This window comes from Nocardioides sp. NPDC023903 (genome assembly GCF_040639295.1).
In the GTDB taxonomy this organism is placed as follows: Bacteria; Actinomycetota; Actinomycetes; order Propionibacteriales; family Nocardioidaceae; genus Nocardioides.
This window is the reverse complement of sequence record NZ_JBEZZS010000108.1, coordinates 1-1099: the sequence shown is the minus strand read 5'-3', so window position 1 is coordinate 1099 and position 1099 is coordinate 1. Positions and strand designations below refer to the sequence as shown.

The 1099-nt window shown below is 67.2% G+C and carries 1 protein-coding gene and 1 pseudogene; one reads left to right on the top strand and one right to left on the bottom strand.

What is annotated here, in order from left to right; all coding sequences use genetic code 11:
* Positions 1 to 299: 299 nt before the first annotated feature.
* Positions 300 to 680, bottom strand: coding sequence for a helix-turn-helix domain-containing protein (locus AB0F44_RS30285; RefSeq protein ID WP_357361084.1), 381 nt, complete (start codon positions 678 to 680; stop codon positions 300 to 302).
* Between AB0F44_RS30285 and AB0F44_RS30280 the strand changes: the two are divergent.
* Positions 661 to 1099, top strand: a pseudogene (locus tag AB0F44_RS30280) (hypothetical protein); the annotation flags it as partial. The gene AB0F44_RS30285 and the pseudogene AB0F44_RS30280 overlap by 20 nt on opposite strands.

Here is a 1099-nt window from a genome sequence, read left to right as displayed (position 1 = left end):
GCCTCGCCACGAGTCGGCTCCGTCGAGTGCCTCTCCCGACGCCGAGGCCACGGATCCAGTCGCCGCTTGAGGAGGGCGACCGGATGCTGAGCGTAGTGGGCTCAATCCTGCCTGCGAGTCCCACGATGAGTCAACTCGAAGTTGAGTCAGATCCGCTCATGTTGTTGATCAGCACAACCAGTAGCTGCGGCGATTCATTCCCGCCACCCGAAAAAATTTCCCGGCCCCCGATCCATTCTTGCCACGAGTGCGCTCAACTGCAGCCTCCGATGCTGGATCGTGACGGTCCGGCGAGGGCGTTACCTGGTGAGGCCGGGGTGGATGCCGGGGCGGAGACCGTTACCTTCGGCGGTTGGGCGCAGGAGATCGAGGAAGAGGACGCGGTCCTCGGGCGGCAGCGGGGACAGGAGCTCGGCATCGAGCTCGGCCACTCGCTGCTCGGCTTCGGCGAGGAGGGCATGGGCGGCAGGCAGTAGACGAAGCGCGTGAGCCCGGCGATCACCGGGGTGGCGACGCCGCTCCAGGAGGTCGCGCTTCTCCAGGTCGTCCACCAGCCCGACCATGACGTTGCGGTGGATCTCCAGCGCCTCGCCGAGCTCCTGCTGGGTGCGGCCGTCGTGTGCGCTCAGGAGTTTCAGCATGCCGAAGTGACGAGGCTTGATGCCGAGCGTCTTCCTCATCGGCATGGCCGGTTTCACGATCGCCTCCGCGGCCTGCGGGCTCGCCACCGATCCCGCCGTGCTCATCGGCTCCCGCTTCGCGCAGGGTGCGATGGGCGCGCTGATGGTGGCCGCAGATTCTGGCCGTCATTCAGACGACGTTCCCGAAAGACGAGCGCGGCAAGGCGATTGCGGTCTACAGCGGGGTCGGCCGTTCGCGATCGGGCTGGGCACCTGGTTGCTGTTCTGGATCGCCATGGGCGGGTTCTTCCTGGTGTGGACGCTGTTCATGCAAGGTGGGCTCGGATGGTCACCCTTGCGGGCCGGGCTGACGTCGGCACTGTTCGCGGTCGGCGCCGGTGTGGGAGCCGGGCTTTCGGTCGGGGTGCTGGCCGTTCGATACGGGCGGCGGGTGCTGATAGCCGGGGCGCTGGTGAACG

Coding starts and splice junctions, on each gene's coding strand:
- AB0F44_RS30285 (WP_357361084.1), bottom strand. CDS start 680: ATGAGGAAGACGCTCGGCATCAAGCCTCGTCACTTCGGCATGCTGAAA.